The sequence below is a fragment of the Pseudomonas anuradhapurensis genome, assembly GCF_014269225.2.
GTDB lineage: Bacteria > Pseudomonadota > Gammaproteobacteria > Pseudomonadales > Pseudomonadaceae > Aquipseudomonas > Aquipseudomonas anuradhapurensis.
This window is the reverse complement of sequence record NZ_CP077097.1, coordinates 2,406,857-2,432,613: the sequence shown is the minus strand read 5'-3', so window position 1 is coordinate 2,432,613 and position 25,757 is coordinate 2,406,857. Positions and strand designations below refer to the sequence as shown.

Genomic DNA, 25,757 nt, shown 5'->3' with positions numbered 1-25,757 from the left:
AAGGTCCGGGCCCGCGCGCGCGGCCCGGATTTTGGTTACCAACCTTGTAGCGAACCGTGTTCCCCGCCGCAGGCTGTTATCATCCAGCACAGATGCATGACGATTTGATGGCAAAAGGGAATTTTTTGTGAACAACCTGTCAGACCACCTACCTACCCGGTTTGCCGCCCTGGCAAGCCTGGTGCTGGTGATCCCACTGGGTACGCGCGCCATGCTGGGTTGGTCCAACCCGCTCGGTTACCTGTCCGACATGGCCCTCGGCAGCCTGCTGGTCCTGCTGCTGCACCGCCGGCCCTGGTGGCTGGCCTTGCCCGTGCTACTGGCATGGGCTGCGCTGTGGCTGGCCTCGGCCGAGCTGGTGAGTGCGGTGGGCAGGTTGCCCACCACAGCCGACCTGGCCTACCTGGCCGACCCGCAATTCATCGAGAATTCAACCGGCGGCGGTCTCGCCCATGCCTGGCTGCCCTGGGCGCTGGGTGCCGGCCTGCTGGTCTGGCTGGCCAGCGCCTGGCGCCAGCGCAGCCAACGCAGCCAGCCGCTGCCCCGCAAGGCCTGGGCCATCCCGCTGTTGCTGTTCGCTGGCCATTGGGGTAGCCAGCAACTGGCACCTGCCGATGCCGAGCAATGGCGGCTCTACAACCTCCCCCACCAGCTGATGTCGGCCGCCGCCGGCGACCTCGGGCGCCTCGTCGAAGGCTGGACAGGGCAGACGCAAACCTTCACGCCGCTGGCCAGCAGTGGCCTGACCCAATCCGACCTACATGGTCAGCGCCTGCTGGCCGGGCCCGGCAGCGCCCGCAACCTGCTGGTCATTACCGTGGAAGGTATCCCCGGTGCCTACCTGCGGCCCAACCGCCAGGCGCTGCACAGCCGCTTCGACGAAGAGCTGATGCCCAGGCTCAGCCAATGGGCCGAACGCGGCATGAACACCCCGGACTACGTGCTGCACACCCACCAGACCATCCGTGGCCTTTATTCCATGCTCTGCGGTGACTACGACAAGCTGGCCAACGGCACGCCCAAGGGGGTCGAGCTGCTGACCCAGAACGAACGCAACCAGGCCTGCCTGCCGGCGCAGCTGCGCCAGGCCGGTTTCACCACTCACTACCTGCAGGGGGCCGGCCTGCGCTTCATGGCCAAGGACCGCATCATGCCGCACATCGGCTTTGATGCCGTGCATGGCCAGGAGTGGTTCCGCAACAAGAACTACCTGGACTTCCCCTGGGGCAAGGACGACCGGGCCTTCTTCGAAGGTGCCCTGGGCTATGTCGGCCAGTTGCAGAAGCAGGACAAGCCGTGGATGCTCACCCTGCTCACCGTCGGCACCCACCAGCCGTACTCGGCCCCCGCCGAATACCTCGAGCGCTACGACACGCCGAAACAGGCAGCAGTCGCCTACCTCGACGACGCGCTCGGCGCCTTCCTCGACAACCTTGAGCGTCAGGGCGTACTCAAGGACACCCTGGTGGTGGTCACCTCCGACGAGTCCCACGGCATCGATGGCGTGCGCCTGGCCTCATCGTGGGGCTTCAACCTCACCCTGGCGCCGGAGCAGGCGCAACTGCCACGCATCAAGCACGGCACCTACGGCCATGTCGACCTGGCCACCTCGCTGCTCGACTACTTTGCCCTGCCCATTCCCATGGCGCTCGGCGGCCGCTCGCTGTACCGCGACTACGACACCGGCCGCGAAATGATTTCCTATACCAACGGCATGCTGCGCTATCACGACGGCCATGGCGTGTTCACCGAATGCGACTTCCAGCAGCGTTGCCGACGTTATGCCAGCGAAGGTTTCATCGCCGACCAGGCACGTTACCTGGGCCCGGGCGACAACCTGCTCGGGGAACAGATCGGCGCACTCGCCACAGTGCTCGACCAGTCCCTGCAGCACACCCCGCTGAACTTGCGCTACCAGTTCGGTGGCCCTGCGCCGATCCGCCTGCACAAGCGCATTCACGACGACTGGGCGGACAACCTGATTGGTGCGCAATACCTGGAAATGCCCGAGGGCTCGCACACCCGCGTGCGGGTCAAGGTACGCTCGCTCGACCCGAAACGTGCAGCCTATATCCAGCTCAAGGCCAAGCAGTTGGAACAGGACGTACCTTTGGGCTTGCCTGATGAGATAAAAGTCACGGCAGACCAACCCCTGGAGATCGAGTTCAGCTTTGACAACCCGACCGCACGCAAGGCGTTTTCCTTCCATCTGCTGGGCTATGGCGGTGGCCAGGTGGAAGTGAGCGACTTCAGCGTGATCACCGCGCTGCCCGGCGACGACGACGCACTGGATGAAATGGCCGATGGGCCTATCGCCCATTCGGGCTGAAATCCGCTACCGCTCATCGCCCGGCCAGCGCTGCCTGTCGATTCGCCCCGCCGGTGCTCGACCAGTGTGTGAACCCCAAGCATGGAGACATCACCATGAGCACCCACGAAAACAGGCATCCCGTGGTTTCCCGCAGCCAGTGGCTGGCGGCACGCCGGCAACTATGGCTGCACGAGAAGGCCGTTACCCACCACCGCGACGCGCTGGCGGCGGCCCGTCGCGCCTTACCCTGGGTCAAGGTCGAGCAGAACTATCGCTTTCACGGCGCCGATGGCGAACTGAGCCTGGCGGAACTGTTCGCCGGTCGCAGCCAACTGCTGGTTTACCACTTCATGTTCGCCGAGGGCTGGGCCGAAGGCTGCCACGGCTGTTCATTCCTGGCCGACCACTTTGACGGCGCCAACCTGCACCTGGCGCACCACGACGTGTCGCTGGTGGCGGTGTCGCGAGCGCCCTACGCGCAATTCCAGGCATTTCGCCAGCGCATGGGCTGGCGCTTCCCCTGGTATTCATCGCACGGCAGCAGCTTCAACGAGGACTTCGGCGTGAGTGTTGGCGACCAAGGCCAGCGCCAGTACAACTACGAGCCGTATGCCGGTGATGAAAGCGAGTTGCCCGGGCTCAGCGCGTTCTACCGCGAGCCCGATGGCAGCCTTTACCACACCTATTCCACCTATGCCCGCGGGCTGGATATCCTGGTCAATACCTACAATTTCCTCGACATCGCGCCATTGGGGCGCAACGAAGCGGGGACCATGGACTGGGTGCGACACCATGACCGCTATGAAGGGCAAGCAGACACAGGCCATTGCTGCCATAAATGACCCAAGCCGAGCACAGGCCTTGTAGGAGCGGCCTTGCGTCGCGATGGGCTGCGCAGCAGCCCCGGCAATCTGTGCTGCGGGCTGAAATTCCGGGGCCGCTGCGCAGCCCATCGCGACGCAAGGCCGCTCCTACAAGCAGTCCACATCAGCCGCGCACTCCCAGCATGCCGCGCTCGACGATGAAGTCGATCACCGCCTGCAACCCTTCGCCCTTCTTCAGGTTGCTGAAGGTCCACGGGCGCTGCGGGCGCATGCGTTGGGTATCGCGTTCCATCACCTCCAGCGAAGCCCCCACATAAGGCGCCAGGTCGGTCTTGTTGATGACCAGGAAGTCCGACTTGGTGATCCCCGGGCCGCCCTTGCGCGGTATCTTTTCGCCTTCGGCCACGTCGATCACGTAGATGGTCAGGTCAGCCAGCTCCGGGCTGAACGTGGCGCTGAGGTTGTCACCGCCACTTTCGACGAAAATCACCTCAAGGTTGCCAAACTTGCGCGCCAACGCTTCGACCGCCGCCAGGTTCATCGAGGCGTCCTCGCGTATCGCCGTGTGCGGGCAGCCGCCGGTCTCCACGCCAACAATGCGCTCCGGCTCAAGGGCACCGGCTTCGGTAAGGATGCGCTGGTCTTCCTTGGTGTAGATGTCGTTGGTCACCACCGCGATCTGGTAGTGGTCACGCATGGCCTTGCACAAGGCCTCGAGCAATGCGGTCTTGCCGGAGCCGACCGGGCCGCCGACACCGACGCGCAGGGGTTGTTGATAGCTTTGCATGCAGGCAGTCCTCAAGAACGGAACAAACGGGTGTATTGGGTTTCGTGACGCGATGAGGCGATGGCCAACAACGGCAGGCCGCTGCCGAGCTGGTCATCGCCCAGGGCCAAGGCCTGGTCGAGTGCGGCCGGCAAACCTGCGCCCAGATCGCGCAGCAAGGTCTGGGCAGCCTGCTGGCCGAACGGCACCAGCTTGACCCCGGCCATTACCGCGCCCTCCAGCCAGGCAAAGCCATGGCCCAAAGCCAACTGGCGCAGCGGGATTGCCCAGTGCGCGGCCAGCCAGGCCATGCCGCCCAGCTGGGTAAGTTCAAGGCTGGTACGCCAGGCTGGATCCTGGCCCAGTTGCCAGCCGTCGAGCAGACGTGCCAACGCCGCACCGCGCTGCTGTTCTTCCAGGCGCAACTCGGCGGTTTCGCGGTTGGCCAGCAGGAACCGGCTCCAGTGGCCGAACGCCTCGGCATCCTCGGCCTGGCAGGCGCGATACAGGCGGGCCAGTACCGGCCAGTCGAGGCCGGCCAGAGTGTCGTCGATCTGTTCACGCTGCCAGGCAGTGAAGCCGTCCACACCCCGTACCCAACCCGCCTCGACCGCCCATTCCAGGCCCTGCGAATAGGTGAAGCCGCCCACCGGCAAGCCGGGGCTGGCCAACTGCAGCAGGCGCAGTAACGCCAGGTCGCTGTCCATCAACCGGCCAGCACCAGCGCGGCGCCGGCCAGCAGGCCGCCGCCAAAGGCTTTCTGCAGGCCGCTGTGCCGGCGCAACAGGCAACCGATGGCAAAGCCTGCCGCCAGCAACAGCCCGCTGACCGCAACAAAACCTGCGCTGAACTGCCAGAACGCGCTTGGCGTCGCTTCCACACCATGGGCCCAGCCATGGAACAGGGCGAACACCGGCATGGCCATGGCCAACAGCAGCTGCCGAGCGGGCAGCAACACGGCGGCGGCCGCCACCAGCAGCGATACGGCGATCAGGGTTTCCATGCCCAGCACATCGCCGAACAGATGGCCACACACGGCACCGCCGAACATGGCTGCCAGGGTAGCCGCCGGCAATGCCAGGCTGCGCCGGGTCAACGCGGCAAGCACGCCGGTACCGAGCAACATCAGCAGGTGGTCAAGGCCGGTCAGCGGGTGCAGCAAGCCATCCTGCAGCGGCTGGCTGTCGTGGCCCGGGTGGGCGAAGGCTGGCAGCGCCAGCATCAGCAGGAACAGGGCGAAAGTGTTTTTCATCAGTGGCTCCAGGTCGGTCAGGAATGGGCGGGCAGGCGCACGAACGGGTGGTCGTGCGCATGAGCATGGCTGTGGCTGTGCGCTGCGCTCTGATAGGCGCCCGCCTCCGGCTCGAACGGAGCCTGCTCGGCCTCCACCGTCAGGCCCAGGCCACGCAGCATGTCGTCCAGCACATGGTCATGCTGGAAGCGCAACAGGCCGGGCTCGATCTGCAGCGGCACATGGCGGTTGCCCAGGTGGTAGGCCGCACGGGCCAGCAGGTGCGGGTCGGCACAACGCACCGTCGATACCGCCTCGGGCGCCGCCAGCACGCGGATCAACTGGGTGCCCTCGGCATCGGCCAGCAGTTCGCCGCCGCGCAGCAGGTGGCCGCGCTCAAGCATCAGCCCGGCTTCGCGGCCATCGTCCAGGGTTACCCGCAGGCGGCTTTTGATCCGGCTGTCGACATCAAGGGTGACGCTGCCGGTTTCGCCCAGCGGGCCGGGTTCGGTGATTCGGCGGGTCAAGACAATCATCGGTCCTCCTTCAGAACAGGAAATAGCGCTGGGCCAGCGGCAGTTCGCTGGCCGGCTCGCACACCAGCAGTTCGCCATCGGCACGCACCTGGTAGGTCTGCGCGTCGACTTCGATCAGCGGTTGCAGGGTGTTGTGGAGCATGTCGGGCTTGCGTACCCGGCGGCAGCCATGGGCCACGCCGATCAGGCTGCGCAGGTTGAGTTGTTCGGCCAGGCCGCGGTCGATCGCCGCCTGCGGCAGGAAGGTCATGCGCGTGGCATGTCGCGCCGCGCCGAGGGCGCCGAACATGGGCCGGTAGTGCACCGGCTGCGGCGTAGGAATGGAACCGTTGACGTCGCCCATGGGGGCGGTGACGATCATTCCGCCCTTGATCACCAGCGCCGGCTTGACCGCAAAGAACGCCGGTGCCCACAGCACCAGGTCGGCCAGCTTGCCCGCTTCCACCGAGCCCACTTCGTGGCCGATGCCATGGGTCAGCGCCGGGTTGATGGTGTACTTGGCGATGTAGCGCTTGACCCGGAAGTTGTCGCTGTAGGGGGTATCCGGCGCCAGTGGCCCACGGCGCAGCTTCATCTGGTGGGCGACCTGCCAGGTGCGCAGCACCACCTCGCCGACCCGACCCATGGCCTGCGAGTCGGACGAAGTCATGGCGAAGGCGCCCATGTCGTGGAGGATGTCTTCTGCGGCAATGGTCTCGCGGCGGATGCGCGACTCGGCGAAGGCCACATCCTCGGCGATGCTCGGGTCCAGGTGGTGGCAGACCATGAGCATGTCCAGGTGCTCGTCCACGGTGTTGACCGTGTACGGCAGGGTCGGGTTGGTCGAGGACGGCAACACGTTGGCCTGGCCCGCCGCGCGGATGATGTCTGGCGCATGCCCACCGCCGGCCCCTTCGGTGTGGAAGGTGTGGATGGTGCGTTCGCCAATGGCCGCCAGGGTGTCTTCGATGCAGCCGGATTCATTCAGGGTGTCGGTGTGGATCGCCACCTGGATGTCCATTTCCTCGGCAACCCCCAGGCAGCAGTCGATGGCCGCCGGTGTCGAGCCCCAGTCCTCGTGCAGCTTGAGGCCCACGGCGCCGGCGGCGATCTGCTCGCGCAGCGCCTCGGGCCGCGAGGCGTTGCCCTTGCCCAGCAAGCCGATATTGATCGGCAGGCTGTCGGCGGCCTGGAGCATGCGTGCCAGGTACCAGGGGCCGGGCGTACAGGTGGTGGCGTTGGTGCCGGTGGCCGGCCCGGTGCCGCCGCCGATGAAGGTGGTGACACCGCTGTTGAGCGCCTCGTCCACTTGCTGCGGGCAGATGAAATGGATATGCGAATCGACGCCGCCTGCGGTGACGATCTTGCCCTCGGCCGCGATCACCTCGGTACCGGGCCCCACCGGCACAGTGACCCCCGGCTGCACATCGGGGTTGCCGGCCTTGCCGATCACCGCGATGCGCCCGTGCTTGATGCCGATATCGGCCTTGACGATGCCCCAGTGGTCAATGATCAGGGCATTGGTCAGGACCAGGTCCATGGCCTCGGCGGCCAGCATCTGGCCCTGCCCCATGCCATCGCGGATGACCTTGCCGCCACCGAACTTGACCTCTTCGCCATAGACCGTGAAGTCCTGCTCCACCTCGACCCATAGGGCGGTATCGGCCAGGCGCACGCGGTCGCCTACGGTAGGGCCGAACATGTCGGCATAGGCCCGGCGGGAAATACGGCTCATGCCCGGCCCTCCAGCGCGCCCATCACCTTGCCCTGAAAGCCGTACACCTCGCGCTTGCCGGCGTAGGCCACCAGTTGCACGGTGCGCGCCTGGCCGGGCTCGAAACGCACCGCGGTGCCGGCGGGGATGTCCAGGCGAAAGCCCAGGGTCGGCGCACGGTCGAACACCAGCGCCTGGTTGACTTCATAAAAATGATAGTGCGAACCGACCTGCACCGGCCGGTCGCCATGGTTGGCCACGCTGACGCTGACCGTCGCGCGGCCGCTGTTCAGTTCGATGTCGCCGTCGGCGACCTGGATTTCACCTGGGATCATGCGGGGCTCCTGGGCAATTTCAGACGATGGGGTCATGCACGGTCACCAGCTTGGTGCCATCCGGGAAGGTCGCTTCGACCTGCACGTCGTGGAGCATTTCGGCAATGCCGGGCATTACCTGCTCGCGGCTCAGCACTTCACGGCCCAGGCTCATCAGGTCGGCGACGCTACGGCCATCGCGAGCGCCTTCGAGTACGGCGGCACTGATCAGCGCGACCGCTTCCGGGTAGTTGAGTTTCAAGCCACGGGCCAGGCGCCGCTCCGCCAGCAAGGCGGCGGTGAACAGCAGCAGTTTGTCTTTCTCTCTCGGGGTCAGCTCCATGGCGCTCTCTCAGGTGGCCCAGATACGCGGGGGACAGGCTGGCAAGCCAAGGACGGCCGGGCGCAGCACATGCCACAGGCGTTGCAGGGTGCGTTGCAGGTGTTGGTTGTCATGGTCGAGCAGGCGGATCACCAGCAACGACCCGAGCAGGGTCGCGCCGGCCGGATTGCCCAGTTGTTCAAGCAGCGGGCGAACCTGCTCCAGCACGCCCTGGTCGGCAGGTGCGGCGCAGAACGTGGCCACCAGCGGATGCCCGCCAAGCTTGGCCAGGTGCCCGCCTTCCAGGCGCAGGCGCTCATGCAGGCCGACCTCGCCAGGCAGTTCGATGCGCAAGCGGCTGTCCAGGGCGCCATGCTCGAAACGCTCGTTCATCACCGGCCGCCCCAGGCACAAGGTTTCCCACGCCAGCAGGCGCGCCCCGGGGTCAAGGGTGAAACGGCTGTCGAGGCTGGCGCGGGCGCCGGAGAACAAAATGCTGTCCTGGGGCAGCCATTCCAGGGTGCTGTCGGCCGCCAGGTGAAAACGCTGGGTCAGCCGTGCAGTCGGGCCGATGCTGCGGTAGAACTTGCTGGCCCCGGGCATGGTCAGCAAGGCATGGCTGCCCGGCTCCAGCTGGATATCCAGCTCCAGGCGGTCGCCGGCGACAATCCCGCCCGGGGGATGCAGCACGTAGACATGGCACGGGGCCCCCTCGGGGTAGAACGGCCGCTGCACCAAAAGAGGTCCGAAATGCCGCCGCGCACCAAGGCGGGTCAGTGCATCGCGCCTGACGAAGCGCAACTGCAGGTAGGCGCTCCAGCCTGCGTCGTCTTGTGGTTGTTCGATCTGCTCCGCGAGCGACATCCTGCGGCCCCTGAAATCCGTGGCCTGCTGGCCGTTTAGAGGGCAAGGCATGCACGGCGACAGCGCGCGCGGCCTGACCACTCGATCAAATTCTCAGGCTGGATATAGCAGGTTGCGGGCCAACTCCGCAGGTGAACGAAGATGAAACATCTGCGCGCGCCGCTCTGGTATCGGGCATACGAGCGGCTGGCGCACAAAGCGGGGGCGTACTCGGGCCCTGTTCAGGTGCTCGGGCGGCGCCCTGTAGGAGCGGCCTTGTGTCGCGATGGGCCGCAGAGCGGCCCCGGTGATTCAGTGGTAAGCACAGATAGACTGGGGCTGCTCTGCAGCCCATCGCGACACAAGGCCGCTCCTACGCGGGTCGCGTCAACCGGTAAGGTAATCAGTAGTCGAAGCGGTCCACCGCGCGCCGACGCTCGTTGTCATCGCGCCGGTCATAGATGGCCGTGGTCTGGATATTGGCGTGGTGCGCCAGCTTCTGCGCAATCGACAGGTCGTGCTCTTCGATCACCCGGGTAATGAAGGCCCGGCGGAAGTCGTGCGGCATGATCTTCACGCCCACCTGGGCACCGCGCTGGCGAGCGATGTAGTAGATGGCATGCTTGGTGATACGCGCCCGGGTGATGTGGCTGCCCCGGCGGATGCGGTTGAACAGGAACGGGTCGTCCTCGGTGCCTGCCGGCAGGTCCTGGCGGCGCAGGTCGAGCCACGCCTGCAACTTCTCGAACGCCCACGGTGGCGCGTACTTGATCAGCTGGCGGTTGCCCTTGCCCACTACCTGCAGGCTGCGCGCCTCGAAGTCGACCTGGTCGAGGTCGATGTCCACCGATTCGGACTTGCGCATGCCGGTGCCATACAGCAAGGCGATGATCGCCGCATCACGGACACCCTGTGGCCGGGGGTCGGCTGCACACACATCCATCAGTTCGCGAATCAGGCTCCGCCGCAGGTTACGCCCCGGCGGCAGGCGGCTGCCGCTGTCCGGCTTGACTTCGCGGATGCGCAGCAACTGTTCATGTTCGATCAGCCCCTGGCGCCAGGCTTCGTTCATCACCCCGCGGATGGCATTGACGTACAGCGACGAACTGTTGGGCGCATAGCCGTCGGTGCGCAGGGCCGCGACCAGAGCGATCACATGACCGGGTTCAAGCCGGTGCCAGGGCACATCGACGATATTGCAGTCGACAAAACCCAGCCGGTCGGCAGCGTCCTGGAGAATGTAGCGCATGGTTTGCTGGCTGGATGGGGCCAGGCGGGCCATGTACTGCAGCAGCGGGTTTTTGGAGAGATCGGACACAACGTGAATCCTGTAGCGAAGCGTTGGCCAGCGGCGAACCGGCCGGCCCCTGAAGCAAGTCAAAACGACATACCAGCGAGTCGGTATGACTGCGCTGTACGCAAGTCATTTGGACCCAGAGAGGTGCCATCACCTTGATATACAAGGGCTTTACAGCTGGCACGGTTCGTGATCTTACCGCAATTGAAGCCCACTCACGAATCCAGGTCCGCCCATGCTCGTGCAACCGATCGATTCACGCCCACGCCAGGCCGTCTGGGGCCTGGGTTTTCGCCCATTGTTTCTCGGCGGCAGCCTGTTTGCCCTGCTCGCCGTGCTGCTGTGGGCCGGGGTACTTGCCGGCGTCATTGCCCCAACACCCGCCGGCGGCATGCTGGCCTGGCATCGCCACGAGATGCTCTACGGCTTCGCCGCAGCCATCGTCGCCGGCTTCCTGCTGACTGCGGTGCAGAACTGGAGCGGCATCCCGGGCCTGCATGGGCGTGCGTTACAAGGCCTGTTCCTGCTGTGGCTGCTGGGCCGGGCGAGTTGGTTTGTAGCGCTGCCGGGCAGCTTGCTGGTGCTGATCGAAGGGAGCTTTCTGCCCCTGGTGGCGTTGGCCCTGGCACGGCCAATCGTGCAACGGCGCTTGCGCAACAACTATCCCATTGTCGGCCTGGTGCTGCTGATTGCCGCTTGCCAGTGGCTGACCCTGGCCGGCTGGCTGCGCCAGGACGAGCTGTGGCAACGGCGGGGAGTGTTCGCCGGCTTGTGGCTGGTGGCCGCGATGATGACCATGCTGGGCGGGCGAGTCATCCCGTTCTTCACCCTGCGTGGGTTGGGCAACATGACCCCGGCTCCTGCCCGCCCCTGGCAGGATCGGGCCTGCCTGCTGCTGAGCGTGGCGGTACCGCTGGCCTTCGTCGCGGGCCTGGCCGACACGCCGAATATCGGCCTGGCACTGCTGTTCGGCGCCTTGTTCGCGCTGCAGGCCACCCGCCTGGTGCAATGGCATGATCGCGGCCTGTGGCGGGTACCTCTGCTGTGGTCGCTGCACCTGGCCTATGCCTGGCTGGCCATTGCCTGCCTGGGCATGGCGCTATGGCATGCAGGGGTAGCGCTGAACCCCAGCCTGGTCACCCATGCCTTGACTGTCGGGGCCATGAGCGGGCTGATCCTGGCAATGATGGCACGGGTCAGCCTGGGCCATACCGGCAGGCCGCTGCAGGTACCGAAACGCGTTGCCTGGGCGTTTGCCCTGATGCAGCTGGCGACGCTGGCGCGGGTGCTGCTGGCAGTGTTCACGCCGTTGGGGGTGAGCCTTGCGGCGCTGTGCTGGAGCCTGGCCTTGTTGTTGTTCCTGCAACACTACCTGCCTATCCTGCTGCGGCCACGTGCCGATGGCATGCCGGGTTAACCTGCGCCCAGCTGTTCGGCCACTGGCCACCACCCCGGGAACATCTGCTGCACCCGGGGTTCGGCGAAGCGTTCGTCGATCAGCACCAGTACGCCACGGTCCTGGTCACCACGGATAACCCGGCCCGCCGCCTGGATGACCTTGCGCACGCCCGGGTAGAGATAGGCGTAATCGAACCCCGCACCAAACTGCCGCCCCAGGCGCTGCTTGAACTGCTCGTTGACCGGGTTCACCTGGGGCAGCCCGAGCGTGGCGACGAACGCACCGATCAACCGCGTGCCCGGCAAATCCACGCCCTCGCCGAAAGCGCCGCCCAGGACTGCAAAACCGACGCCACGGCCATCCGCCACAAAGCGGTCGAGGAAGCCTTGGCGGGCGGCTTCGTCCATGCCGGGCTCCTGGCACCACAAGGGAATCTGTGCATGCTGCTCGGCCAACAGCCCGGCCACCTGCTGCAGGTACTCGAAACTGCTGAAGAAAGCCAGGTAGTTACCGGGCATTCGCGCATACTGCTCGGCAATCAGCTGGACGATCGGCGCCAGCGAGGCCTGGCGTTGCTGGTAGCGGGTGGACACCTGGCTGGCGATGCGCACTTGCAGCTGTTCGGCGCGAAACGGCGCCGCCACTTCCAGCCAGGCGGTATCCGCCGGCATGCCCAGCAGGTCGCTGTAGAAATGCCGTGGGCTCAGCGTCGCCGAAAACAGCGTCACGCTTCGCGCCGCCTGCATGCGCGGGGCCAACAGCCGCGCCGGAGTGACGTTGCGCAGGCTCAGGGTGGCCAGCCGCCGCTGGCGTGGCCCCTGGCGCTGGCTGATGTCGAACAGGAAGTGCTCGTCGAACAGCTCGGCGACGCGGCTGAACTGCAGGGCCTGGTAGAAGAACTGCAGGACCTGCGGGTCGATTTGCGCAGGCGCCTGGTTCATCTGTTCCTGGATCAGCCCGATGCACTGCTGCAAGGCACGCAGCAGGCCTTCCGGCAGCGACTCGCTGGCCTGGTAAGGCGCCCGCTGTTCCTTGTAGAGCGCGTTCCACTGCCGGTTCAGGCGGTCCAGTGCACCGACCAGCCCGGCTGGCTTGCTTTGGCGCAGGGCCAGCAGCTGGCCCTGGTCGAGGCTGGCGCTGTACATGCCACGCCCGCGCTCGACCAAGTTGTGCGCCTCATCCACCAGCACCGCGACCTGCCACTGGTTGACCAGAGTGAGGCCGAACAACAGGGCGTGGGCATCGAAGTAGTAGTTGTAGTCCGCCACCAGCACATCTACCCAGCGCGCCATTTCCTGGGCCAGGTAATACGGGCACACCTGGTGCGCCAAGGCCACCTCACGCAGCTGCGCGCGGTCCAGCAATGGCAGCGCGGCGGCCGCTTCGCGCGCGGCAGGCAGGCGGTCGTAGAAGCCCGCTGCTAATGGGCAGGACTCGCCGTGGCAGGCCTTGTCGGGGTATTCGCAGGCCTTGTCGCGGGCAATCAGTTCCAGGGTGCGCAAGGCCGGTTGCGGCGTGGCGTCGGTGATCTGGCGCATGGCATCGAGGGCCAGGGCCCGCCCCGGCGTCTTGGCAGTCAGGAAGAACAGCTTGTCCAGGCGCTGCGGGGCCATGGCCTTGAGCAGCGGGAACAAGGTACCGAGGGTTTTGCCGATGCCAGTGCTGGCCTGGGCCATCAGGCAACGGCCGGTGCTCACCGCCTTGTACAGGGTTTCCGCCAGTTGCCGCTGACCCTGGCGAAACGCCGGATACGGAAAGGCCAATGCCTGCAGGCCACGGTCACGCTCGGCCAGGCGCTGCTCCTGCCGTTGTGCCCAGGCCAGGAAGCGCTGGCACTGGGTTTCGAAGAAAGCCTGCAGTTCGCTGGCGGTACAGTGCTCGCTGAGCAGCGTCTGGCCGTCGCTGTCCACGTCCAGGTACACCAGCGCCACCTCGATGGCCGGCAGTTGCCGTGCCTGGCACATCAACCAGCCATAGACCTTGGCCTGCGCCCAGTGCAACTGGCGATGGTTGGCCGGCTGGCGCGCGAGGTCGCCACGGTGGGTCTTGATTTCTTCCAGGCGATTGCAGGCGGGGTCATAGCCATCGGCACGGCCACGCACCTTCAGGGTTTCGAACTGGCCTTCGAGGGTGATTTCCGACTCGTAGCCCGCCGCGCGCCGTGCCACCACCCGCCGATGCCCCTCGATCCCCTCCTGGGCGGTAGGCGATGGTGTGAAACGCAGGTCCAGGTCGCCGACCTTGGCGCTGAACTCGCACAGTGCACGCACCGCCACGCTGTAGCTCACGGTGTTTCGCTCCAGCGCACATGGCACACCGCGACGGGCAGCCCATGGGCCCGGCAGAATTCCAGCCAGCGTAGCTGGTTATCCTGCAGGCGGTCGCCCGGCCCCTTGACCTCGACCATGCGATAGCGGCCCTGCCCAGGCCAGAACTGGATCAGGTCGGGCATGCCGGCGCGGTTGTTGCGGATGTCCTGCAACAGGCGCAGGAAACACTGCTTCAAGTGCGCCGCGGGCAGGCAGGCCAGCGCCTGTTGCAGCAGCGTCTCGCTGAGCATGGACCAGAACACGAACGGCGACTGCAAGCCCTGCTTGGTGGCGTAGCAGTCGAGAATGGCCTGGTGATGGCTGCCGTCGTCGAGCCGCCCCAGACAACGCTCGAACTGTGCACTGCGGCGGTGCTGGAAGTCGCTGTCATGCAAGTCCTGGGGCGCCGCCTGGAACGGGTTGAAGAACGCGCCGGGCACCGGGGCGAAGATCGCTTCCCAGCACAGCAGGCCGAACAGGCTGTTGAACAGCGTGTTCTCCACGTAATGCATTGGCCCATCCGCTTCGGCCAGGTGTTGCCGCACGGCCTCCTCCACGCCCAGCGCGGCGTGCTCGCGTGGCAGCTCCAGTTCGATCAGCTCGAGGGCGGCCGCACGCTGGCGCGGTTGTGGTGGGCCACCGAGCTTGCGGGCCAGGCGTGGCAGCATGCGCTCCAGCGCCTGCACTTCCAGCGCGTTGGCCGGTGCCGCCGCCAGTTGCAGTGCCAGGGCATGCGCCTGGGGCCATTGCTCGCTGCGCTCGAGCACCCGCACCTGGCGGATGCGCGCCTGGGCATGGCTGCACTGGGCGTAGACGGCCATGGCCTGCGCCCAGTCGCCTTGGCGCTCGCACTGCTGGCCCAGGGCAAATTGCAGGCGCGCATAACGCCGGGCCAGCCATGGGTTGTCGCTGTGCAGGCCGTGCAGGGTCGCGAGGATCGCGCTTGGGTCGTCGCCTTGGTCCAGGCGTTCGGCACAATGATGCAGGGCCATGGCCAGGTCGACCTCGGCGCGTTGCTGCAAGGCACGCGAATCGGTGCTGAACGGCACCTGTTCGTAGCGCAACAGGCCAAGATCGGCTAGGACGAAGTCCGACCAGTCCTGATACAGGTTGCCGAAAAACAGCAGGCGCATGCGGTCGCACAGCGGTTGCCGGCACCACTGCAAGATGCGCAGGTCGCTGCCCGGGCACCACTCGGCCAATGGCCGGGGCTCCAGGCCCAGCGGTTGCAGTTGGGCCAGCAACTGCTGCTTGGCAGCGCGCGGGTGGCTCAGGTAGCGGGCAAGACAGCGGGCAAGCTCGTCCTTGCGCAACAAGGCGAACAGCTGCTCCAGCGCCAGGTGTGCAGGTTCCTGCACCCAGCCGAGGGCCAGCAACGGCTGCAGCGCCTGGCCGGTGTCGCCGATCTCGGCATAGTCGAGGCGGTCGCTGCGAAACAGCTCGCCTTTGCGCATGACCATGCGCACCATCAGCGCCTGCGCCGGGGCGGCCAGTTGGCTGAAGGTGCGGATGAAAGCCAGTTCCTGGTCGTCAAGCAGGTCTGCGTAGCGTTGTTCGACCCACAGCAGCACCTGGCGGAAATTGTGCAGGTAGTAGAACGGGTCATCGACGGAATGGGCGATCACTGGAAATGGGGTCAGGCGGCTGGAGTAGATACTGGTTATACATACAGATCAGCCCGCCTGGCAAGTGCCGTGGGTCGTGCCGTGTTCAACCCACAATGCTGGCGGGCCGCCCGCAACGCAGCTCCAGTGCCTGGGCCAGGCGCTCCACAGCCTGGTGCAAGGCCTCCGTCTGCTCCCCCACCCACACCAACGCCAGATACTGCTGATACTGCCCCTGCTGGCTGAACTGCCCGCCGGGTAGCGCATGCAGTGCCGAACCCGCCAAGGCCGCGGCGATCCCCTCCCACACCAACGGCTGGCGAAAACGCACCCAGAGTGCCTGGCCCCCCTCAGGCATTTCCAGCACCACCCGCGTGCCGAACTGCAGCTCCAGCGCGTGTGCCAGGCATAGTGCGCGCCTTTGCAGGTCTGAGCGCAAGCGTACCAGTTGTGCTTCTATCTCCCGTCTGCCGAGCATTTGCGCAAGCGCCTGCAGGCGCAGTGGCGCAAGCCGAAACGCACGCTCGGCGAACGTACCGGCCAATACCGCATCCTGGGCCAGGACATAGGCGTAGGGTGCCTCGGCCCCGACTACCGCTTCGAACGCCCCCATCACCAGCAGCCAGCGTGGATCGACCCAGTCACGCAGGCGCTGGGTCGGCGGCCCGCTGTAGCAATGCTCGCTGTCCAGGTCGTTCTCCAGCAGCCATACCGGGTGGCGGGCCAACAACTGGCCAAGCTGGCGCTGGTAGTACGGCGCCACCAGGCGCCCTTGCGGCATGCCAAGGCACGACGGCATGACCATCATGCACACCGGCTCGCTTCCCAGCAGCCGGGCCACGGCGCGCAAGTCGGGGTTGCCATGCGGGTCTGCCGGCACGTCCAGCACGCGCATGCTGGCACGCGCCAGGGCGCGCAGCACTTGTGGGCAACAGGGCGCATGCACCAGCACGGTTCCCCCTCGCAAGGCCAGCGCAGCCAGCAGTGTTTCCAATAGCGCCGGGACATCCGGGGCCAGTTGCACATCCTCGGCACGCCAGTACAGGCTGGAGGAGCGGGTATAGCGCTGTGCCAGCGCATGGCGCAGGCGGGCGCTGCCGAGTTCCGCCCAGGCGCTGGCACTGTGCGTGCGCTGGCGCGCCAGGCGCCGCTCGTGGTTGAACAGGGCACGCTCAAGGCTTGGCTGCGCAGGCAAGGGGGCCTGCGCGGGCATGCTCACGGCCTCGCCCTTGGCAGCCTCGTGGATGAAGTATCCCGATCTTGGCAGGCAGCGAACCCGGCCCTCCTCCTCCAGCAGGTTGTAGGCGCTCTGCACGGTGGCCAACGATACTCGCAGCCGGCGCGACAGCGCTCGCAGCGACGGCAAGCGGCATGGGCTTGCGCCAGGTGCTTCGTCGATCAGCGCTATCAGGTAGCGGTACACCTTGCGATAGGCAAACTCGCTCCGTACGGCCCGCGTTTTCATCAGGGCTGCCCTGCCGCACCGCGCCGCCGCCCTGCCGCGCCGGGCGGCAACCAGCGCAAATGGATATCGCGTTGCGCCAGGTTGCTCATCAGGCGCCAGGCCGCCAGGCGCAAGCGCCCGTCATAGATCGCCCGCAATTGCGCCAGCGACAGGCCACTGGTGGTTACCAGCCAGTCCTTGACCGCCTCTGGGCAGGTTTTGCCCTGCAGGGCTCGGTGCAGGTACGGCAACGCCACCAGCATGTCGGGATGCCGGCACTGCAGGAACCGCTCGAGGTTCTTCCCCTGCCTGGCAAACGGGCTGAACAGGACGCACACCAGTTGGGTCTGGTTGATACCGTAGGCTTTGCCAAACTGCATCTGCTGTGCATCGGCGGGCCGGCTGCCGGCCAGGCGTAGCGCTGGCCGACCGGCCTGGGGCTCCAGGCTGCGGGCGCGCAGTTCGTGCAATTGGGCCAAGGCCGATGGGTCGATGAACGCCGCCAGCGCCCAGGTATCCTGAGCGGCGGCGAAGCCACAGCCGAGCATGAGGTCGAGTTGTTGCCCTTCGAGCAAATGCGGCAGCAAGTCATCGATGACAAACATCCGCACGGGCGCATCCTCGGCCGCCACGCCCGCTGTCGCCTCGCCCTGGGGTTCGAGTGCCCCGCCGACGCTACCGTGCAGCCAGCCCAGCCCCTGGCTCAGCGTCGCCAGGCACTGATGGCCGCGGTGCGAGCCCTGCGCCCCCGCCAGGCGCAGGCTGCGCCGGGCCCAGGCCAGGTAGCGCCGGCGCAGGTGCGCCGGGACGGCAGTAACCAGTACGTCGGCAGGTGCCTGGGCCTGCAGCGCGGCGCCCACGGCATCCGCCAGCTCCAGGTGCAGGCGGCTACCCAACAGGGCTTCGGGCCTGGCATCGACCAGGTGGCCAAATATCAGCAGGGCATCTCGCGCTTGCAACCGTCGTTCGTACGCTGCCGAGGGCTGGCGACTGAACGGCACTACTTCGCGCCCCTCGATCATCTGGAGCTGCACCCGCGGGTCGTCCTGCAGGAACAGCGCGCTGAAGCTGCGCTCATGGTTTTCCAGCGTAGCGCTGTCGGCGGCAGGCAAGCTGACCACCAGCACCCGTATTTGGAACGTGACTGGTGCACGCAAGGCAATGCTCAATTGCGCGGCACGCAGCATGGCCAGCAGCCGGGCACTGCGACGATCGCTGCCCTGCAATACCAGCAGGCGGAGAGTGCCAATGTATTCGGGCCCGCCTGCAGCGACCAGCAAGCGCTGTATCAGCAACTGCAGAGAGGCACGCTGGGCCTTGGACATGTGGTTCAGCAAACGCTCGAGCACTTGCTGGTAGATATAGTGCATTGCCTGGTCGTGAATAGCCGTCACGGAGTCACCTCATCAACTTCAAACAGCCGATGCATGCCGAACAACACCCTGCTCGAACACATGTCTCGACCTTTCCCGAAGATATTTCCTACAAACGAAAGGAAGTAATGACGTAACTATTCGCTGTCGCCAGGCCATCGAGAAAAATGCAGCCCTGCGACTGCGCGGCGCTGGCAAACACCGCCCTGGCTTGTGCATAGCCCTGCTCATCCCACATTCCTTGCGCAAACTATCATTGGGCCATTATCGAGCGATGCAAAGCGAATGGAAGATACAGATCAGCGTATAAAAACCATTCAGAAAAAATGAAAAATCACATTGACTGCGGTGTAAATACAATACAAGGCGAAAAACATGCCGAAATATTTCGATAGAGCAGGAAAACCGCCGCAGACATGTAGTCCGATTCGCGCAGTATTGTAAGTAACTTCTGGTTTTTACCTATCAGGCATTTTTCGAGGCACAAAAAAACCCGGGGGCAGCCCCGGGTTTTCCGACCATCGAACAACCGTCAGTGTCAGTGGCGCCCCATATTCAACACCACACGCCCACCGCACGGGCACTGGTCCATGTAGCGGTGCGCCTCCACCACCTGCTCGAAGGGGTACACCTTGATAATCTGCGGTGTCAGCAACTGGTCGGCAGTGAACTGGTTGATATCGCGCAGGGCGCGCTGCAGCGCGACCTGGTCCTGGCTGATACCCAGCTCCGGCTTGCCGGTGAAGTTACCGATGCAATGCACATAGAACTGGATGTTCTTCTGGAACGCCGCACAGGCCGGGAACGGCGTCTGGTTGCCGCCTTGCAGGCCATACAGCACCAGGCTTCCACGCGGAGCCAGAACATCGCCCAGCAATGACATCTGCGGCCCGCCCATGCCGTCGAGGACCATGTCCACGCCACGGCCGTCGGTGTACTTGCCAACCTGCAGCAGCAAATCCTGTTCTTCGGTGACGATCACCTTATCGGCGCCCAGGCCCAGCAGGTACTCACGCTGTTCCGCTTCCTTGGTAGCGGCAAACACTTTCAAGCCCAGGGCCTTGCCCAGTTGCACGAAGGCCGGGCCCGCGCAATGGCTGGCATCGGTGACCAGCGCGGTCTGCCCGGCTTTGGCCCGGGCCAGGTCGACGTAGGCGAAATAGGCGATCAGCAGCGGCGTGTAGTGCACGCTGGCCTCGATCGGCGTGAGTACATCCGGGTAGCGGGTAATGGCAGTGCGTGGCAGGACGATGACATCGCCATACACCGGGTGGTCGTTGGCACTGGTCGCCGGGAAACTGGCCACCCGGTCGCCTACCGCGATGTCTTCGACGCCTTCGCCGACCGCCGTCACCACCCCGGCCATCTCATGGCCGATCCCCGCCGGCAGGCGTGCCTGGGACGGTGCCAGGTTCTGCCGCCAGAGCACGTCATACCAACTGACGCCAATCGCTTCGACGCGGATCTGCACCTCGTCGGCAGCGGGTGACGGTTCGGCCTGCTCCTCGCAGCGGAGCACATCGGCAGCGCCGAACTTGTGGAAACGGATCATGCGGGACATCGCATACCTCGCCATTGTGAACCTCTAATTACCACGAACTCTATCCGGGCTTTACCGGTTAGACCATCAGTGGTCATTAATAGTCGACATGCTTGTCATCGATTGGGCACCTGACTTTCCTTGCGATTGGCCCCCGTAAACCCGTGCAGGGTACCAGCCTTTGGCCTTAAGATTCACCCCTGCCCCCTTTCAGGCGAAGCGCCCCGATGAATCGAAACGACCTGCGTCGCGTAGACCTCAACCTGCTGATTGTGTTCGAAACGCTGATGCACGAGCGCAGCGTGACCCGTGCCGCGGAAAAACTGTTCCTCGGCCAGCCCGCCATCAGCGCGGCCCTGTCACGCCTGCGCAACCTGTTCGACGACCCGCTGTTCGTGCGTACCGGCCGTAGCATGGAGCCCTCGGCCCGGGCGCACGAGATCTTCGCCCTGCTGTCTCCCGCGCTGGACTCGATTTCCACCGCCGTCAGCCGCGCAGCCGAATTCGACCCGGCCACCAGCAATGCGGTGTTCCGCATCGGCCTGTCGGACGACGCCGAGTTCGCCCTGCTGCCGCAGTTGCTCAAGCGTATCCGTGCCGAAGCACCGGGCATCGTGCTGGTGGTGCGCCGGGTCAACTACCTGCTGATGCCGACGCTGCTGGCTTCGGGCGAGATCTCGGTGGGGGTCAGCTACACCAGCGAGCTGCCCGCCAACGCCAAGCGCAAGGTGCTGCGCCGCAGCATGCCCAAGCTGTTGCGCGCCGACAGCGTCCCCGGCGCCATTACCCTGGACGACTTCTGTGCTCGGCCGCACGCGCTGGTGTCGTTCGCCGGTGACCTGTCGGGGTTCATCGACGAAGCCCTGGAAGAAATTGGCCGCAAGCGCCATGTGGTGCTGGCGGTGCCGCAATTCAACGGCCTGGGGAGTTTGCTGGCGGGCACGGATATCGTGGCCACGGTGCCGGACTACACGGCTGATGCGCTGACCGCAGCGGGTGGGCTGCGGGCGGAGGACTTGCCACTTGAGGTGCGCAGTTTCGAACTGCACATGGCCTGGCGCGGGGCCCAGGACAACGACCCGGCGGAGCGCTGGTTGCGCTCGCGGATACAGATGTTCTTCGGCGATCCGGACAGTCTTTAAGCGCGCACCGGAAACGAACCTTGACCACGATGCCCGGCGCCACAGCCATCGTCGAAGCCGACGCCCACCGTGTGTTCACGCTGCTCTGCGAAACATCAGGTTTGGCACTTTTCGTTCATCTGACGGTGTTTGTTCGGTAGACTACCGGATGGGTGCCAACTGCACGGTGCAGAGAGGCAGGTTAAAGAACAGCGCAGGTCGGGCCGCCATGCGGGAGTACTTGCGCCTATGCAAAAAAAGGAATTGCCTCGCGCCCAGCAACTGGCCGAGCGTGCCTTCGCCAACCTTGAACGCTTCGTACACATTGAAGCAGTCAGCGGCATTGTCCTACTGCTTGCCGCTGTGGCGGCACTGATCTGGGCGAACTCTCCAGCTGCCGACAGCTACGACAGCCTTTGGCACACGCCGTTGACGATCGGTGTTGGCTCGCTGGTCTATTCACAGTCCCTGCATTTCTGGATCAACGATGGCTTGATGACCATCTTTTTCCTGGTCGTCGGCATGGAAATCCGTCGCGAAATCCACGAGGGCGCACTGTCCAGCCTGCGTCAAGCCACGCTACCCATGGCAGCCGCCGTCGGCGGTGTCGCCGTGCCCGCCCTCCTCTATCTGGGTTTTGGCCACGCATCGGCAGAACAACAAGGTTGGGCCGTCCCGACGGCTACGGATATCGCCTTTGCGGTAGGGGTTCTGGCGCTGCTCGGCAAGTCGATCCCGTCCAACGTCCGCGTGTTCCTGCTGGCCCTGGCGATCATCGATGACATCATCGCAGTGCTGATCATCGCGTTCTTCTATTCAGGTGGCCTGGATTACAGCGGTTTCGGCGTTGCAGTGATCGGCCTGCTGATGGTGATCGGGCTTCAGAAGATCGGTGTGGGTGCCGCCTACGCCTATATCATTCCTGGCGCAATCACTTGGCTGGGTGTCTTGTTGACCGGAGCCCACCCGACCCTCGCCGGCGTTGTGTTGGGCCTGATGACGCCTGTAGCCGCAATGCCGATGCGCGAGCGCCCGCTGGATGCAGTTACCCGCTTTACCGGAGAACTGCTGGGACGCGCCAGGGCGCCAGAGCGGGATGCCAGCGACCTCATGGACCCGTTGAAACGGCTGCGCTTGGCCCAGCGTGAACTGGTGCCGCCGGTGGTGCGCATGCAAGGTACCCTGCATCCCTGGGTAGCTTTCGGCATCATGCCAGTGTTTGCCTTGGCCAACGCCGGGGTAAATCTATCAGGTGTCGATCTGTCTGCCGAGGCCCCGCAATGGGTAATGATCGCCGTCACTGTCGCCCTGGTAGCTGGCAAACCCTTGGGCATCGTCGGCGTCAGTTGGCTGATGGTGCGCTTGGGCTGGTGCGCGCTTCCCGCCGAGGTAGGCTGGCGCAGCATTTTCTTGATCGGGTTGCTGGCCGGCATCGGTTTTACCATGTCGATCTTCATTGCCAATCTTGCCTTCGCCGAGCCAGGCGCGCTGGCGGCGGCCAAACTTGGCGTGCTTTCCGCCTCGGTGCTGGCGGCACTGTTAGGCCTGGCCTGGGGGGCGTATAACCTGCGCAGGGCACCTACCGTGAGCAAAGCCGGTTCGACCGTCTAGCAGTATCAACTGGCGATCCACTGCAATTGGGCAAGCGGATCGCCACGCCTGACACAGCTACCCACTGTGTCAGGCGGGCCACCACATATCCTGCCCATGGCGTTTCGGTCAACCGTGTTCGGACACCCGTCCATGACGGCTTCCGGCAATACAAAGCCGCTATCACTGTGGGTTCACATGCCCAACATCTCAGGCAACACCAGCGCGATCCAAGGCACGTAAGTCAACAGGATCAGGAACAACAGCAGGATCAGCAACCAGGGCATTGCTGCACGCACGGTGTCCACCAGTGGCATGCCGGTCACGGCAGAGGTGACGAACAGGTTGAGCCCAACCGGGGGGGTAATCAGGCCGATTTCCAGGTTGATCACCATGATGATGCCAAGGTGCACCGGATCGATGCCCAGTCGCGTGGCGATCGGGAACAGGATCGGCGCCAGGATCAGGATGATCGCCGATGGCTCCATGAACGCGCCAGCCACCAGCAGCACCACGTTGACCACCAGCAGGAAGGTCACGGGGGTAAGCCCGGCCTCGATGACCCAGGCGGTAATCTGCTGCGGTAATTGTTCGGTGGTCAGCACATGGGCGAAAAGCATGGCGTTGGCGATGATGAACATCAGCATGATGCTCAGCCGGGCGGACTCCAGCAGTACCTTCGGTGCTTCGCGCCAGGACATGTCGCGGTACACGAACAGCGCGATGAAGGCCGAATACACCGCCGCGACCGCAGCCGCCTCGGTTGGGGTGAACATTCCGCTGTAGATGCCACCGAGAATGATCAGGATCAGCAGCAGCCCCCAGATTGCATTGCGCGCCGCGCTCAGCCACTCGCTGAACGTAGCCCGGGGCAACGCCGGCAGGTTGCGTTTCACCGCCACGATGTAGATGACAATCATCAGGATCAGCCCGAGCATCAACCCCGGCACCACCCCTGCCATGAACAACTTGCCGACCGAAGTCTCGGTAGCGGCGGCGTATACCACCATCACGATCGAGGGTGGAATCAGGATGCCCAGAGTGCCTGCGTTGCAGATGATGCCTGCGCCGAAAGCGGTTGGATAACCCGAGCGCACCATACCGGCGATGGCGATCGAACCGACGGCGGCGACCGTCGCCGGGCTGGAACCGGAAAGCGCGGCGAACAGGACGCAGGCCAGCACCGCCGCGATGGCCAGGCCACCGCGCACATGGCCGATGCAGGCGTTGGCGAAGTCGATCAGGCGGCGGGCTACACCACCGGTGGTCATGAATGCTCCGGCCAGCAGGAAGAACGGAATGGCCAGCAAGGTGTAGTGCTCGGAGGTTTCGAACAGTTTGATCGCCAGCGAGCGCACCGAGTCCTGGCTGAACAACATGATCGCCAGTGAGCCCGCCAACCCCAGGGAAATGGCGATCGGCACGCCGATGAACATCAGCACGAACAAGGCCGTGAACAAGAACAGGACGGTCATGGTTTATCTTCCTCGTGCTCGGTCAGCTTCATGGCCTCGGCGGCTTCATCCGCAAGGCCCAGCCCCACCTGGCGGCCCATGAGGATGCGCACCATGATTTCGCCGAAGCGGATGAATACCAGGGTGAAGCCCAGCGGCACGATCAGGCCGATGTGCCACTGCATGATGCCAATATGACCAAGGTCTTCGGCGCCGATGCTGGCGGTCAGCAAGGTCTCGATCCACTCGAAGCTGGCGACGCTCAGCAGCCCGGCATAAACCATGCAGCTGGCGCAGGCTACTACACCGATAATGCGTTGTACCGGCTTGCTGGCCCGCTTGACCAGCGCATCGACGCCAATATGGCCGGCGGTGCGCACGCCATAGGCCAGGCCGAAGAATATCAACCAGGCAAACAAAGCCTTGGTCAGCGCATTGCTCCAGGTCATGGCCTGGGCGGCGTCCATCACTTGGTCGCCAACGGCGTTGAACAGGTCGGCTGCCCCTGGCCAATGCTCAGCCACGCTGTAGAACAGGGTGTAGAGGTTGTTGAGGATCACGTAGACGAAGGTCACCAGGGTCATGGCGGCCAGGAGAAAGACGATGAAACCTTCCTCGAAATGTTCCCAGATACGTCTGAGGGCGTGCATGGCGCGATCTCCAGAGCGAAGCCGGCCCCACTCGCGCAGGGCCGGCTACTGCCTTACTGAGGCGTGTTGGCGGCTTCGGCGGCCTTGATCAGGTCAGCACCGATCTCACCTTCGAACTTCTTCCACACAGGTTTCATCGCATCACGCCACGCTTCGCGTTGCTCCGGGGTCAGGGTGATGATCTCGGTGGTCTTGGCATCAATGATGCGCTGCTTGTCGCCCTGGTTGAGCGCCTCGGCTTGCTTGTTCACTTCGGTGGTGACCTCGCCGACGATCTTCTCCAGTACCGGTTTCACGTCTGCTGGCAGGCCGTTCCAGAACTTGGTGTTGGTGATCAGCATGTAGTCCAGCACGCCGTGGTTGGACTCGGTGATGTACTTCTGCACCTCATGCATTTTTTGGCTGTAGATGTTCGAGTACGGGTTCTCCGCGCCATTCACTACACCAGTCTGCAGGCCTTGGTAGACCTCGGCAAAGCTCATTTTCCGCGGGTTGGCCCGCAAGGCCTTGAATTGCTCCTCGAGCACGGCCGAAGCCTGTACACGGAATTTCAGGCCACGGGCATCCTTCGGCTCGCGCAGTGGTTTGTTGGCCGACAATTGCTTCATGCCGTTGTGCCAATAGGCCAGGCCGGTGATGCCTTTGCTTTCCATGGACTTGAGCAAGCCTTGGCCGGCCGGGCTCATCTGGAAGCGGTCGACGGCATGGATGTCGTCGAACAGGAACGGCAAGTCGAACAACTGGATCTGTTTGGTGTACTGCTCGAACTTGGCCAGCGACGGCGCAATAATCTGTACGTCACCGAGCAGCAAGGCCTCCATTTCCTTGCCATCACCGAACAACGATGAGTTGGGGTAAACCTCGACCTTGACTTTGCCGGGCAAGCGCTCTTCCACCAGCTTCTTGAACAACAGCGCGCCCTGGCCCTTGGGCGTGTGTTCGGCGACAACATGGGAGAACTTGATGGTAATCGGCTCAGCCGCCTGGGCCAGGCCAGTGGCGCTCAAGGCAAACGCGCAGAATAAAGCTTTGATCGCAGGAGTGAACATCCGATGAATCCTCTTTATTGTTGTTGTGGCCACGTGACCTTCAGAGTCTAGGCGGCATTTGCCAGTTGTTCTCGCAATCGCCCTCAA

General features: G+C 64.6%; 22 protein-coding genes. 5 read left to right on the top strand and 17 right to left on the bottom strand.

What is annotated here, in order from left to right:
- Positions 1-127: 127 nt before the first annotated feature.
- Together HU763_RS11335 and HU763_RS11330 are read left to right on the top strand one after the other, a co-directional pair.
- Complete coding sequence (locus HU763_RS11335) at positions 128-2,329, top strand: LTA synthase family protein (protein WP_186684890.1); 2,202 nt, start codon at positions 128-130, stop codon at positions 2,327-2,329.
- Positions 2,330-2,424: 95 nt separating this feature from the next.
- The gene (locus HU763_RS11330; RefSeq protein WP_186684889.1) at positions 2,425-3,153 is read left to right on the top strand and encodes a DUF899 domain-containing protein; all 729 of its coding nucleotides are present in this window, start codon (positions 2,425-2,427) and stop codon (positions 3,151-3,153) included.
- 145 nt (positions 3,154-3,298) lie between these two features.
- Here the strand turns inward: HU763_RS11330 and ureG are convergent, their stop codons facing one another.
- The 9 genes from ureG to HU763_RS11285 all read right to left on the bottom strand — a co-directional run bounded on the left by ureG (position 3,299) and on the right by HU763_RS11285 (position 10,158).
- A complete protein-coding gene (ureG, locus tag HU763_RS11325; RefSeq protein WP_010953755.1) occupies positions 3,299-3,922 on the bottom strand; it encodes an urease accessory protein UreG in 624 nt (207 codons plus the stop codon).
- 11 nt (positions 3,923-3,933) lie between these two features.
- Positions 3,934-4,608, bottom strand: coding sequence for an urease accessory protein UreF (locus HU763_RS11320; RefSeq protein ID WP_186684888.1), 675 nt, complete (start codon positions 4,606-4,608; stop codon positions 3,934-3,936).
- Positions 4,608-5,153 (bottom strand): HupE/UreJ family protein, encoded by a 546-nt coding sequence (locus HU763_RS11315; RefSeq protein WP_186684887.1) that lies wholly within the window; start codon positions 5,151-5,153, stop codon positions 4,608-4,610. Before HU763_RS11315 ends, HU763_RS11320 begins: the two co-directional genes overlap by 1 nt.
- Positions 5,154-5,170: 17 nt before the next feature.
- Positions 5,171-5,668 (bottom strand): urease accessory protein UreE, encoded by a 498-nt coding sequence (ureE, locus tag HU763_RS11310; protein ID WP_170029654.1) that lies wholly within the window; start codon positions 5,666-5,668, stop codon positions 5,171-5,173.
- Positions 5,669-5,678: 10 nt separating this feature from the next.
- The gene (gene ureC, locus HU763_RS11305) at positions 5,679-7,382 is read right to left on the bottom strand and encodes an urease subunit alpha (protein WP_186684886.1); all 1,704 of its coding nucleotides are present in this window, start codon (positions 7,380-7,382) and stop codon (positions 5,679-5,681) included.
- Complete coding sequence (locus HU763_RS11300) at positions 7,379-7,696, bottom strand: urease subunit beta (protein ID WP_170029652.1); 318 nt, start codon at positions 7,694-7,696, stop codon at positions 7,379-7,381. Before HU763_RS11300 ends, ureC begins: the two co-directional genes overlap by 4 nt.
- A gap of 19 nt (positions 7,697-7,715) precedes the next feature.
- Positions 7,716-8,018 (bottom strand): urease subunit gamma, encoded by a 303-nt coding sequence (locus HU763_RS11295; protein WP_186684885.1) that lies wholly within the window; start codon positions 8,016-8,018, stop codon positions 7,716-7,718.
- Between the two features lie 9 nt (positions 8,019-8,027).
- Positions 8,028-8,861: an urease accessory protein UreD gene (locus HU763_RS11290; RefSeq protein ID WP_186684883.1), complete on the bottom strand. Its 834-nt coding sequence runs from the start codon at positions 8,859-8,861 to the stop codon at positions 8,028-8,030.
- Between the two features lie 382 nt (positions 8,862-9,243).
- A complete protein-coding gene (locus tag HU763_RS11285; protein ID WP_186684881.1) occupies positions 9,244-10,158 on the bottom strand; it encodes a site-specific integrase in 915 nt (304 codons plus the stop codon).
- A gap of 214 nt (positions 10,159-10,372) precedes the next feature.
- On the opposite strand from HU763_RS11285, the gene HU763_RS11280 reads away from it, so the two are divergent.
- The gene (locus HU763_RS11280) at positions 10,373-11,554 is read left to right on the top strand and encodes an NnrS family protein (protein WP_186684879.1); all 1,182 of its coding nucleotides are present in this window, start codon (positions 10,373-10,375) and stop codon (positions 11,552-11,554) included.
- Here HU763_RS11280 and HU763_RS11275 read toward each other — a convergent pair.
- The 5 genes from HU763_RS11275 to HU763_RS11255 form a co-directional block, all read right to left on the bottom strand.
- On the bottom strand, positions 11,551-13,824 hold the full coding sequence (locus HU763_RS11275; RefSeq protein WP_186684877.1) for an ATP-dependent DNA helicase: 2,274 nt from the start codon (positions 13,822-13,824) through the stop codon (positions 11,551-11,553). The genes HU763_RS11280 and HU763_RS11275 overlap by 4 nt on opposite strands.
- The gene (locus tag HU763_RS11270; RefSeq protein ID WP_186684875.1) at positions 13,821-15,470 is read right to left on the bottom strand and encodes a VRR-NUC domain-containing protein; all 1,650 of its coding nucleotides are present in this window, start codon (positions 15,468-15,470) and stop codon (positions 13,821-13,823) included. Before HU763_RS11270 ends, HU763_RS11275 begins: the two co-directional genes overlap by 4 nt.
- Positions 15,471-15,555: 85 nt before the next feature.
- Positions 15,556-16,914, bottom strand: a complete 1,359-nt coding sequence (locus HU763_RS11265; protein WP_186684873.1) for a GntR family transcriptional regulator — start codon at positions 16,912-16,914, stop codon at positions 15,556-15,558.
- A complete protein-coding gene (locus tag HU763_RS11260; RefSeq protein ID WP_186684871.1) occupies positions 16,914-18,287 on the bottom strand; it encodes a hypothetical protein in 1,374 nt (457 codons plus the stop codon). The genes HU763_RS11265 and HU763_RS11260 overlap by 1 nt, the downstream gene beginning before the upstream one ends.
- A 517-nt stretch (positions 18,288-18,804) precedes the next feature.
- Positions 18,805-19,827, bottom strand: a complete 1,023-nt coding sequence (locus tag HU763_RS11255; protein ID WP_186684869.1) for a zinc-dependent alcohol dehydrogenase family protein — start codon at positions 19,825-19,827, stop codon at positions 18,805-18,807.
- Between the two features lie 206 nt (positions 19,828-20,033).
- On the opposite strand from HU763_RS11255, the gene HU763_RS11250 reads away from it, so the two are divergent.
- Together HU763_RS11250 and nhaA are read left to right on the top strand one after the other, a co-directional pair.
- A complete protein-coding gene (locus HU763_RS11250) occupies positions 20,034-20,948 on the top strand; it encodes a LysR family transcriptional regulator (protein ID WP_112249302.1) in 915 nt (304 codons plus the stop codon).
- Positions 20,949-21,176: 228 nt separating this feature from the next.
- Complete coding sequence (gene nhaA / locus HU763_RS11245; RefSeq protein WP_186685067.1) at positions 21,177-22,538, top strand: Na+/H+ antiporter NhaA; 1,362 nt, start codon at positions 21,177-21,179, stop codon at positions 22,536-22,538.
- 173 nt (positions 22,539-22,711) lie between these two features.
- Here nhaA and dctM read toward each other — a convergent pair whose 3' ends face one another.
- From dctM to dctP, 3 genes are read right to left on the bottom strand one after another with little or no spacing between them, the layout of a single operon-like run.
- A complete protein-coding gene (gene dctM, locus HU763_RS11240) occupies positions 22,712-23,992 on the bottom strand; it encodes a C4-dicarboxylate TRAP transporter large permease protein DctM (protein ID WP_186684868.1) in 1,281 nt (426 codons plus the stop codon).
- On the bottom strand, positions 23,989-24,621 hold the full coding sequence (locus HU763_RS11235; protein WP_186684867.1) for a TRAP transporter small permease: 633 nt from the start codon (positions 24,619-24,621) through the stop codon (positions 23,989-23,991). The genes dctM and HU763_RS11235 overlap by 4 nt, the downstream gene beginning before the upstream one ends.
- 53 nt (positions 24,622-24,674) lie before the next feature.
- On the bottom strand, positions 24,675-25,670 hold the full coding sequence (gene dctP, locus HU763_RS11230; protein WP_170029640.1) for a C4-dicarboxylate TRAP substrate-binding protein DctP: 996 nt from the start codon (positions 25,668-25,670) through the stop codon (positions 24,675-24,677).
- Positions 25,671-25,757 lie beyond the last annotated feature (87 nt).

Bases quoted from the DNA above. Each gene is read 5' to 3' on its own strand.
- HU763_RS11330 (WP_186684889.1), top strand. From the start codon at position 2,425: ATGAGCACCCACGAAAACAGGCATCCCGTGGTTTCCCGCAGCCAGTGG.
- ureG (WP_010953755.1), bottom strand. From the start codon at position 3,922: ATGCAAAGCTATCAACAACCCCTGCGCGTCGGTGTCGGCGGCCCGGTC.
- HU763_RS11320 (WP_186684888.1), bottom strand. From the start codon at position 4,608: ATGGACAGCGACCTGGCGTTACTGCGCCTGCTGCAGTTGGCCAGCCCC.
- HU763_RS11315 (WP_186684887.1), bottom strand. From the start codon at position 5,153: ATGAAAAACACTTTCGCCCTGTTCCTGCTGATGCTGGCGCTGCCAGCC.
- ureE (WP_170029654.1), bottom strand. From the start codon at position 5,668: ATGATTGTCTTGACCCGCCGAATCACCGAACCCGGCCCGCTGGGCGAA.
- ureC (WP_186684886.1), bottom strand. From the start codon at position 7,382: ATGAGCCGTATTTCCCGCCGGGCCTATGCCGACATGTTCGGCCCTACC.
- HU763_RS11300 (WP_170029652.1), bottom strand. From the start codon at position 7,696: ATGATCCCAGGTGAAATCCAGGTCGCCGACGGCGACATCGAACTGAAC.
- HU763_RS11295 (WP_186684885.1), bottom strand. From the start codon at position 8,018: ATGGAGCTGACCCCGAGAGAGAAAGACAAACTGCTGCTGTTCACCGCC.
- HU763_RS11290 (WP_186684883.1), bottom strand. From the start codon at position 8,861: ATGTCGCTCGCGGAGCAGATCGAACAACCACAAGACGACGCAGGCTGG.
- HU763_RS11280 (WP_186684879.1), top strand. From the start codon at position 10,373: ATGCTCGTGCAACCGATCGATTCACGCCCACGCCAGGCCGTCTGGGGC.
- HU763_RS11265 (WP_186684873.1), bottom strand. From the start codon at position 16,914: ATGAAAACGCGGGCCGTACGGAGCGAGTTTGCCTATCGCAAGGTGTAC.
- HU763_RS11255 (WP_186684869.1), bottom strand. From the start codon at position 19,827: ATGTCCCGCATGATCCGTTTCCACAAGTTCGGCGCTGCCGATGTGCTC.
- HU763_RS11250 (WP_112249302.1), top strand. From the start codon at position 20,034: ATGAATCGAAACGACCTGCGTCGCGTAGACCTCAACCTGCTGATTGTG.
- nhaA (WP_186685067.1), top strand. From the start codon at position 21,177: ATGCAAAAAAAGGAATTGCCTCGCGCCCAGCAACTGGCCGAGCGTGCC.
- dctM (WP_186684868.1), bottom strand. From the start codon at position 23,992: ATGACCGTCCTGTTCTTGTTCACGGCCTTGTTCGTGCTGATGTTCATC.
- HU763_RS11235 (WP_186684867.1), bottom strand. From the start codon at position 24,621: ATGCACGCCCTCAGACGTATCTGGGAACATTTCGAGGAAGGTTTCATC.
- dctP (WP_170029640.1), bottom strand. From the start codon at position 25,670: ATGTTCACTCCTGCGATCAAAGCTTTATTCTGCGCGTTTGCCTTGAGC.